This is a genomic window from Streptomyces pathocidini (genome assembly GCF_001418495.1).
Taxonomy (GTDB): domain Bacteria; phylum Actinomycetota; class Actinomycetes; order Streptomycetales; family Streptomycetaceae; genus Streptomyces; species Streptomyces pathocidini.
On sequence record NZ_LIQY01000225.1, the window covers coordinates 1 to 9,048 of the forward strand.

Sequence of the window (9,048 nt, forward strand, 5' to 3'; positions counted from 1 at the left end):
CGTAGAAGCCGCGGACGGCGATGCCGGATGTGTCGTACGGGCTGGCTGTGCTGTGCGGGGCGGCTGCGTTGTATGGGCTGTACGGGATGTGGGCGCCGGTGCTGGTTCCGGTGCTGCGGGGGTTGTTGGCGGTGCTGGGGCTGGTGCCACGACGGCCGGGAGCATGCCGAGGAGGATGGCCGCCGCGGGCCACAGCGGCAGCCCAGGCGCCGCCAGCGGGACGATCGACGGCTGCAGCGACGCCGGGTCCGCCGCGCCGGACCAGATCATCGCGGCCGCGACAGCCGCGCCCGAACCCGATACCAGCCAGGCCCGCGCGCCCCACGCGTCCGGCCGGTAGCGGGTGCGGACCGTGCGGCGGCCGCCGAGGGTGAGCCAGGCGGTGGTGCGGCGCACGGCTCTCGGGACGTCGGCGGTGCGGCCGTAGCCGCGCGCGTCCATCGCCGCGGCCAGCGCGACGGAGCGTTCCAACGCGCCCTCCAGCACGGGGAGTCCGATCCGCAGCAGGGCCCGCAGTCCCTTGTCGGTGCGCCCGCGCAGCCGGCGGGCGGCCCGCAGTCGAACGACGTCCGAGACCAGGTGTGGGGCGAAGGTCATGGCCACCACGACCGCCACCCCCGCCTCGTACAGCGCGCCGGGGAGGGACTTCAGCAGCCGGGCCGGGTTGGCGAGGGCGTTGGCGGCGCCGAGGCAGGCCAGCAGCGTGGCCAGCTTCAACCCGTCGTACAGCGCGAACACCACGCCCTCGGCCGTGACCCGCCCGCCGATCCGGACGCCCTGCGCCCAGCCGGGCAGCGGGACTTCGGGCAGCGTGAGGAGCGTGGTGCTGCCGGGGACCGGCGAGCCGAGGACGACCGAGAACACCAGCCGGATCCCGATCACGAACAGGCCGAGCTTGAGGAAGGCGGTGTAACTGCGAGCCCAAGGAGCGTCCGTGCGCCGCGCGGCGACGACATAGCCCGCGACACCGAGCAGCAGCCCGAGAAGGAGGGGATTGGTCGTACGCGACGCGGCTGTCGCCAGCCCCAGCGCCCAGAGCCACCAGGCGCCGGGGTGGAGGGAGCCGGAGCGGCGGGCCGCCCGCGGCGCGCGGGAAGGGACGCGGCGCGGGGTGCGGGCCCGGCGCTCGCCCGCGGCGGCGGTCGTGGCGAGCGCGTCGGGGGAGCCGTGGGCGCCGACGGCAGCGTCAGGGCCGGAGGCCGGGCAACGCCCGGGCGGCGGAGGGGCGTTGTCGCTCATGGGCGTCATCCGCGGCGGCGGGACTGCCACAGAGCCGCCGCGCCCAGGGCGGTAATGACCACCAGGCCGGTGAGCAGGCCTGCGGAGGGGCCGCCGTCGGACGGGCGGTCGGAGGGCTTCGCGCCGGCCTGCTCACCGTCGGCCTCCCGGCCGTCGTTCGCCTCGCCCCCGGCGGCATGGGCCTCCGCGACCTGGTCGCCGCAGCCCTTCTCCGGGTAGCCGGAGATCGCGCACAGCAGCGCGTTGCTGTCGTAGCGGAGGGGCTTGGCCACGGCGGCGAGGGACTCGGCGCTGGTGGCTTCCGGCGGGACCTGGGCGCACTCCGTACGGGACTCGGGCGGGCGCGAGGAGCCCCGGGGGGCGTCCGCCGGGGTGCCGAAGTCCAGGACGAGTGCCACGCGCTTGGTGCCGGGCTCGGCGGGGGTGTCCGCGCATATCGCGTCGAACGAGGCCGCGCCGCGTGGCCTGGTCGCGTCCCGGGAGTCCTCGCTCACCGCGAAGCGGAAGCCCTGGACGTCGCCGTCGGCGGGACGGGCCGTCGCCGGGCCCTGCGTCGCGTACACCCAACTCCCGCCGTCCCGCTCCCAGAACGACCAGTAGCGGTAGCCGTGCGCGTGCGCGGCGCCCGCGCCGAACACGGAAAGGAGGAGGGTGGCCGTGGTGACGGCGACCGCCGATTCCCGGAGCTTCACTGTCCGCTTCCCGCTACTTCTTCTTGCGGCCGCTGAGGAGGAAACCGATGCCGATGCCCGCCACCAGGCCTACGCCGATGATCCACCAGACGGCCGGCGTGCCGTCGTCCTCGGACTGCGCCTTCTGGCCCGCCGCGTCCTGAGCGGGCTCGGCCGACTCCGGCTTCGGGCCCGTGGCGTTGAGGGCACTGACGAGGTCGGTGCCGCCGAAGTCGCGCGGGTCGGAGCCCGCCGCGTGGGCGGCGAGGACCAGGGTGGCCAGGCCCGCGGGGTTGTCCTTGGACCAGGCCTCGGCGTTCTTCTCCAGCCACTTCAGCGAGGCCTCCGCCGCCTCGCGGTGGCCGCCCGCCGTGAGGGCGATGACGGCCTCGGCCGTGTTCGCGTAGTCGGGGGCCGGGTCGGTCGCGCCCGGGGCGAGGGCGGTGAGGTGGGAGTCCTTCTCCAGGAGGTCCGCGACGTACGCCGAAGCGCCGGCCGCCGCCCTGTGGACGTCGGGCTTCGCGGAGCCACCGCAGTCCAGGGGCTCGGTCTTCTCGTCGGTGCCCTTGGACACCGGCTCCACCAGCAGGCCCTTGCCCTGGCCCGCGAGGGCCGCCGCGACCGTCGCGTCGGCGTTGGCCGCCAGCGCGCCCTTCTTGTCCGGCTGGTAGGCGAACGCCCCGCGCCCGCTCTCCGCCGCGGCGCCCTTTCCGTCCTGCGCGGCCTCCCCGGTCTTCGCGTCGCAGCCGAGCTGGAAGCCGAGCAGAGCGTCGTAAGGCGACTTGCCCTGCTGGGACTTCACGCCCTCCGGCTTCCGGCCGGAGGCGGCGAGCGCGCCGATCACCACGGACGTGGAGTTGGCGTCGCTCGGGCCGCCGGGGGCGTAGCCCCAGCCGCCGTCCTGGTTCTGCACCGACTTCAGCCAGCCCGCGGCCTTCTCCACCTGGGCGCTGTGCCCGCCGAGCGCGGCCAGGGCCTGCACGGCGGCGGCCGTGGAGTTGGAGTCCACCGCGGTCTTCGCGTCGCACTTCTCGGTGGCGTCGGCGCGGTACGCGGCGAAGCCACCCGACGCGCACTGCTGCCCGGCCAGCCAGTCGACGGACTTCCCGGCCGGGACCACTCCGGCGGCGTCCTGCGCGAGGAGGGCGAGCGACTGGCGCCACACACCGTCGTACGTCGGGTCCTTGGTGCCGTGGAGGGCGGACGGGAGGTCGGCCGGGGCCTTCGGGGACGGCGAGTCGGCCGCCGCGGCCACGGACACGGCCGGGCCCGCGGCCGTGCAGAGGACGGCGGTCGCGGCGAGAGCCGCCGTGCGGCGAGCCAGGTTCACGATGAGTGCCTTTCGGTGAGCGGACGCGGCACCGGATCCGCTCGCCCACGCCGGGCCGGGTGCGTACGGGCGTACGCGCGCCGGTCGGCGTCGGCACGGGCTCCGGCTCCGCATACCTCGACGGGGCCGGCCGCCTGCGAGCCGTACCCCTCGGCGGGGTGGCACGTCGGCGGCTGGAGCCGTTCACTTCCGGCAGGGCGGTCCGACTCGTCGCCGCGGGGTGCGCGGCGGCTCACGGTTGCGGGTCAGTGCCGGAGTTGCACCGGCTTTCCCCTAATCGGATGTGATATCGACCCGCCTACGATAGCGGGTGCCGGAGGGCTGCTGTCTTCGGGTGTTCTTATGCGGTCGCCCGGCCGCGCCTGGGATTCGGTTCCCGCCACCGTGTCCTCAAGGGCCTCAAGCCCCGGACGGGCCGGAAGCCGCCCGGCTCGGGCCCAGGAGAGCACCCGGCCCGCCGGCCGGGAGCCCCGGCACCTACACCGCCTGGTATGTGGCGGGATCCGTACCCGGCACGGCCTCCGCCTGACCCAGTTTGACCAGCCTTCGCAGGTGCGCCTCCGCCTCCGAGACCGCGATGGTGCGGGAGCCGTAGGGGATCTGGGGCCAGGGGCGGTTCCATTCCATGCGCTCGGCCAGTTCCCAGGGGGTCAGGGGGCGTTGCGCCAGCAGGGCGCGGAGGCCGGCCAGGCGCTCGGCGTGGTGGGCGAGGAGGTCGCGGACGCGGGCCGGGGCGCCGGTGAAGGCGTGCTGGTGGGCCGGGAGGACCTCGGCGGGGGCCAGCCGGGCCATGCGTTCCAGGGAGTCCAGGTAGTCGCCCAGCGGGTCGGTGACCGTGGCGTCCTCCGGGTCCTCGTACAGGCCGATGTGCGGGGTGATCTCCGGGAGGAGGTGGTCGCCCGAGAAGAGGCGGCCGTTGCCCTGCCCCTCCGGGAGGGAGGGGTGGCGCTCTTCCAGGTGGAGGCAGACGTGGCCGGGGGTGTGGCCCGGGGTCCAGATGGCGCGCAGCCGGCGGCCGGGGAGGTCCAGGAGTGCACCCGGCTCGATCTCCCGGTCCGGCAGCGCGTGGCGCGTGCCCGGCAGGGCTCGGGCCGCGCCCGAGGCGCGCGCTGCGCGCAGGGGTGCGAGGTGTTCCTCCGGCGCGCCGGCCGCCGCCAGTTTCGCGGTGAGGTAGTCGATCCAGACGCCGGGCTCCGAGGTGCGGGTGCGCCGTACGACCTGGGCGTCGGCCGCGTGCATCGCGATCCACGCTCCGGAGGCCTCCCGCACCTGCCCGGACAGGCCGTGGTGGTCCGGGTGGTGGTGGGTGACGAGGACGCCGTGGATGTCGGCGATACCGGTGCCGCAGGCGGCGAGGCCCGCGACCAGCACCTCCCAGGACTCGGGGTCGTCCCAGCCGGTGTCGATGAGGACCGGGCCGCGGTCGGTGTCGAGGAGGTGGACGAGGGTGTGGCCGAGCGGGTTGTCGGGGATGGGCACGGGGATGCTCCACACCCCGCCGCCGTGATCTCTCACTCCGGCGGTGCCCTGTGCGGTCCCCGACCCCATGAAGTCCCCTTTCGCCGCAGGCGACTTCGGCCGCCGCCCGCGCCTTCCGGCACGCGCATTGCCCACTATAACGAGAACTGGTATCAGTTTCTGAAACAGCGTCAGAAAACTTGGTGCAGCCGCGTGGCAGGAGGCATGGGCGATGACCGACCTCATCGAGCACGGACAGCTGTTCGTCGGCGGGGAGCTGCTGGATCCGCTCGGCACGGACACGATCGAGGTGATCTCCCCGCACACCGAGCAGGTCATCGGCCGGGTGCCGCACGCCGCGACCGCCGACGTGGACCGGGCCGTCGCCGCCGCCCGCGAGGCCTTCGACTCCGGACCCTGGCCGCGCATGGGCCTGGACGAGCGGATCGCGGTGGTGACCCGGATCAAGGACGCCATCGCCGTACGGCACGAGGAGATCGCGCGGGTCATCAGCGCGCAGAACGGCTCCCCGTACTCCTGGAGCGTGCTGGCGCAGGCGCTCGGGGCGATGATGGTGTGGGACTCGGCGATCGCCGTCGCCAGGGACTTCGGGGGGCCCGGAGATCGCCCGGGAGGAGGCGGCCCGTTCGAGGAGTCGCGGCAGGGCGTCCTCGGGCCGCTGCTCATACGGCGCGAGCCGGTCGGGGTCGTCGCGGCGATCGTGCCGTGGAACGTGCCGCAGTTCACGGCCGCGGCGAAGCTCGGCCCGGCGCTGCTCGCGGGCTGCTCGGTGATCCTCAAGCCCTCGCCCGAAACCCCGCTGGACGCCTATCTGCTGGCCGAGATCGCCACCGAGGCCGGGCTGCCGCAGGGGGTGCTCAGCATCCTTCCGGCCGACCGGGAGGTGAGCGAGTACCTGGTGGGACACCCCGGCATCGACAAGGTGTCCTTCACCGGCTCGGTCGCGGGCGGCAAGCGCGTCATGGAGGTCGCCGCGCGCCATCTGACGCGTGTGACGCTGGAGTTGGGCGGCAAGTCCGCGGCGATCGTCCTGCCGGACGCGGACCTGGAGACCACGGTTCCGGGCATCGTCTCCAGCGCGTGGATGAACAACGGGCAGGCGTGCGTGGCCCAGACCCGCATCCTCGCACCGCGCAGCCACTACGACGAGATCGCCGAGCGGTTCACGGCGGCCGCCCGCGCGCTGGTCGTCGGCGACCCGCTGGACGCCGCGACCCAGGTCGGCCCGCTGGTGGCCCGGCGCCAGCAGAAGCGGTCGCTGGACTACATCACGCTGGGGCAGGTCGAGGGCGCCAAGGTCCTCACCGGCGGCGGGCGCCCGGCGGGCCTGGACCGCGGCTGGTACGTCGAGCCGACCCTCTTCGGCGGGGTCTCCAACTCCATGCGGATCGCCCGCGAGGAGATCTTCGGCCCGGTCATCTGCCTGCTGCCGTACGAGGACGAGGAGGAGGCCGTACGGATCGCCAACGACTCCGACTACGGCCTTTCGGGCAGCGTGTGGACCGCGGACGTCGACCGCGGGGTGGAGGTGGCGCGGCGGGTGCGCACCGGTACGTACTCGGTGAACACCTTCAGCCTCGACATGCTCGGGCCGTTCGGCGGCTACAAGAACTCCGGCATCGGGCGGGAGTTCGGGCCCGAGGGGTTCGCCGAGTACCTGGAGCACAAGATGATCCACCTGCCGGCCGGGCACGGGGCGGCGGGCTGATGGGGGACCGCTGGCGGGTGGAGGTCGACCGGTCGGTGTGCATCGGCTCGGGCATGTGCGTGAGCCTCTCCGGCGGTGGCTTCCGCCAGGACGCCGCGCACCAGGCGCACCCCGTCGAACCGGAGACGGACGCGTCCGAGGCGCTGCTGGCGGCGGCGGAGGGCTGCCCGGTGGAGGCGATCGCGATCGCCCTGCCGGCCACGGGGGAGTCGGTGTTCCCGCCGGAGGAGTAGGGATGCCTCGGGCGGCGCGCGGTGTCGGCGCCGAAGCTGCCCGATGTCCCGGGCGGCCACGGGGGCTGCCCGAAGGGCAGGAAATCTCTTCCGCCGCGACGGTGAGCAATGGGTACGGTCGAGTCCGGCGGTGCCGAGCAGGCCGCACCCGGATCCGGTGGGTTCTAACCTGGCGCCGTCGCGTCGATCAGGCGGCAGACCGTCTGGATGTCGATCTTCACCTGGGCGATCGAGGCGCGGCCCGAGAGCCAGGTGACGAGCGCCGAGTGCCAGGTGTGCTCGATCACCCGCACCGCCGAGAGCTGTTCGGCGGTGGGCTCGCCCTCCAGGCCCATCGCCTCCAGGACGATCGCCGTGGTCATGCGCGACACGGTGTCGACCTCGGGGCTCACCGAGCGGTCCGCGAAGGTGAGGGCGCGCACCATCGCGTCCGCGAGCTGCGGTTCGCGCTGCATCGCGCGGAACGCGCGCATCAGCGTCTGGGCGACCCGCGCCGCCGGCTCCTGCCCGGTGGGCGGGCGCTTGCGCAGCGTCTCGTGCAGATGCCCCAGCTGGTCCTGCATCGTTGCGACCAGCAGGTGCACCTTGGACGGGAAGTAGCGGTAGAGCGTGCCGAGCGCGACGTTGGACATCTCGGCGACCTCGCGCATCTGCACGGCGTCGAAGCCGCCGCGGCTGGCCAGCTCGGCGCTGGCGCGCAGGATCCGGCGCCTGCGGGCCTCCTGACGTTCCGTCAGGGGTGAGGAGGACGGCTTGGGTTCCGTGGTCATATGTCCCATTCCGTGGCATCCGTGCGGGTTCTTCGCTGGCGTCAGCGCACAGCATGGCAGGGGCCGCTCCGTGGTGCGAATCACCTGCTCCGCCCCTTCCGGGGTGGCTACTTGCCGGTAGATTCGAAGCTCCTCGAACGGACAAGAGCGGGCCGGTCTGAAACTTGTTCTAGATTAGCGCGAGCGGTTACGCTCCGGCAGAGCTGTAGTGAGAAGGGGGCCGAGAGTGACCGCTGAGGCCATACGGGCAACCGCGTCTCACCTCCCGGACTCCGCGCCGCCCGCCGACCGGCCCCTGCGCATCGCGCTCCTCACGTACAAGGGAAACCCGTTCTGCGGCGGGCAGGGCGTCTACGTACGCCACCTCTCCCGCGAGTTGGCCCGGCTCGGGCACCGCGTCGAGGTCATCGGCGCGCAGCCGTACCCCGTACTGGACGAGGGCGAGGGCGTCGCGCTCACCGAGCTGCCCAGCCTCGACCTCTACCGCCAGCCGGACCCCTTCCGCACGCCGAAGCGCGAGGAGTACCGGGACTGGATCGACGCGCTCGAGGTCGCCACCATGTGGACCGGCGGATTCCCCGAGCCGCTCACCTTCAGCCTGCGCGCCCGCCGCCATCTCGCCGCCCGTGCCGGGCAGTTCGACGTCGTGCACGACAACCAGACCCTCGGCTACGGGCTGCTGGGCCTGGAACGGCTCGGCTTCCCCCTCGTGACCACCATCCACCATCCGATCACCGTCGACCGGCAGTTGGAGCTCGACGCCGCCGACGGCCGGCGGCGCCGGGCGTCCGTACGGCGGTGGTACGGGTTCACCCGCATGCAGAAGCGGGTCGCGCGGCGGCTCCCGTCGGTGCTCACCGTCTCCGGCTCCTCGCGCCGGGAGATCGTCGAGCACCTGGGCGTACGCGAGGAGCGCGTCCACGTCGTGCCGATCGGCGCCGACACCGAGCTGTTCTCGCCCGACCCGGGCATCCCCGAGATCCCGGGGCGGATCGTCACCACCTCCAGCGCGGACGTTCCACTGAAGGGGCTGGTGCATCTGGTCGAGGCGCTGGCCAAGGTCCGCACCGAGCAACCGGACGCGCACCTGGTCGTCGTCGGCAGGCGCGCCGACGACGGGCCGGTCGCGGCCGCGATCGAACGGTACGGGCTCGAGGGCGCGGTGCGGTTCGTGAAGGGGATCAGCGACCCGGAGCTGGTCGACCTCGTGCGGGGCGCGCAGATCGCGTGCGTGCCGTCGCTGTACGAGGGGTTCTCGCTGCCGGCGGCCGAGGCGATGGCGACCGGTACGCCGCTGGCCGCCACCACCGGCGGGGCGATACCCGAGGTCGCGGGGGCGGACGGGGAGACGTGCCTGGCCGTACCGCCCGGGGACTCCGGAGCGCTTGCCGCCGCGCTCGGACGTCTGCTGGGGGACGCGGAGTTGCGCCGCCGCCTCGGCACGGCGGGGCGGGAGCGGGTTCTACGGCGGTTCACCTGGCGGCAGGCGGCGATCGGGACCGTCGAGCGGTACCGCTCAGCCGCGGCGTCCGACGCGGGGTCGCCGGGACGCGGGCGAGGATAGTGCGGCCACCACTTGCGGCCGGTTCGGCACCGCCGGGCCGCGCCGCCCCGATGG

The 9,048-nt window shown here is 73.9% G+C and carries 8 protein-coding genes and 1 riboswitch; of the genes, 3 read left to right on the top strand and 5 right to left on the bottom strand.

All coding sequences use genetic code 11. From position 1 onward, the window contains the following. The 4 genes from AOK16_RS12440 to AOK16_RS12455 form a co-directional block, all read right to left on the bottom strand. The coding region (locus AOK16_RS12440) for an energy-coupling factor transporter transmembrane component T (protein WP_240483535.1) at nucleotides 1–1,248 on the bottom strand (1,248 nt) is incomplete at its 3' end. Then, nucleotides 1,245–1,931, bottom strand: a complete 687-nt coding sequence (locus tag AOK16_RS12445) for an SCO2322 family protein (RefSeq protein WP_055472325.1) — start codon at nucleotides 1,929–1,931, stop codon at nucleotides 1,245–1,247. The genes AOK16_RS12440 and AOK16_RS12445, both read right to left, overlap by 4 nt. A gap of 13 nt (nucleotides 1,932–1,944) precedes the next feature. Continuing rightward, nucleotides 1,945–3,240: a prenyltransferase/squalene oxidase repeat-containing protein gene (locus AOK16_RS12450; protein WP_055472326.1), complete on the bottom strand. Its 1,296-nt coding sequence runs from the start codon at nucleotides 3,238–3,240 to the stop codon at nucleotides 1,945–1,947. Between the two features lie 174 nt (nucleotides 3,241–3,414). Continuing rightward, a riboswitch (cobalamin riboswitch) is annotated at nucleotides 3,415–3,573 on the bottom strand. A gap of 144 nt (nucleotides 3,574–3,717) precedes the next feature. Continuing rightward, nucleotides 3,718–4,788 carry an MBL fold metallo-hydrolase gene (locus AOK16_RS12455; RefSeq protein WP_055472327.1) on the bottom strand — a complete coding sequence of 357 codons (1,071 nt, stop codon included), beginning with the start codon at nucleotides 4,786–4,788 and terminating at the stop codon, nucleotides 3,718–3,720. 142 nt (nucleotides 4,789–4,930) lie between these two features. Between AOK16_RS12455 and AOK16_RS12460 the strand changes: the two genes are divergently transcribed. Continuing rightward, a complete protein-coding gene (locus AOK16_RS12460; protein WP_055472328.1) occupies nucleotides 4,931–6,427 on the top strand; it encodes an aldehyde dehydrogenase in 1,497 nt (498 codons plus the stop codon). After that, a complete protein-coding gene (locus tag AOK16_RS12465; RefSeq protein ID WP_055472329.1) occupies nucleotides 6,427–6,660 on the top strand; it encodes a ferredoxin in 234 nt (77 codons plus the stop codon). Before AOK16_RS12460 ends, AOK16_RS12465 begins: the two co-directional genes overlap by 1 nt. Nucleotides 6,661–6,824: 164 nt before the next feature. Here AOK16_RS12465 and AOK16_RS12470 read toward each other — a convergent pair whose 3' ends face one another. Next, nucleotides 6,825–7,430 carry a TetR family transcriptional regulator gene (locus AOK16_RS12470; protein WP_055472330.1) on the bottom strand — a complete coding sequence of 202 codons (606 nt, stop codon included), beginning with the start codon at nucleotides 7,428–7,430 and terminating at the stop codon, nucleotides 6,825–6,827. 226 nt (nucleotides 7,431–7,656) lie between these two features. On the opposite strand from AOK16_RS12470, the gene AOK16_RS12475 reads away from it, so the two are divergent. Next, complete coding sequence (locus AOK16_RS12475; RefSeq protein WP_055472331.1) at nucleotides 7,657–8,994, top strand: glycosyltransferase family 4 protein; 1,338 nt, start codon at nucleotides 7,657–7,659, stop codon at nucleotides 8,992–8,994. Nucleotides 8,995–9,048: the final 54 nt, after the last annotated feature.

What these genes read in the sequence shown, in the direction of transcription:
- AOK16_RS12455 (WP_055472327.1), bottom strand. Translation starts at nt 4,788, where the DNA reads ATGGGGTCGGGGACCGCACAGGGCACCGCCGGAGTGAGAGATCACGGC.
- AOK16_RS12460 (WP_055472328.1), top strand. Translation starts at nt 4,931, where the DNA reads ATGACCGACCTCATCGAGCACGGACAGCTGTTCGTCGGCGGGGAGCTG.
- AOK16_RS12465 (WP_055472329.1), top strand. Translation starts at nt 6,427, where the DNA reads ATGGGGGACCGCTGGCGGGTGGAGGTCGACCGGTCGGTGTGCATCGGC.
- AOK16_RS12470 (WP_055472330.1), bottom strand. Translation starts at nt 7,430, where the DNA reads ATGACCACGGAACCCAAGCCGTCCTCCTCACCCCTGACGGAACGTCAG.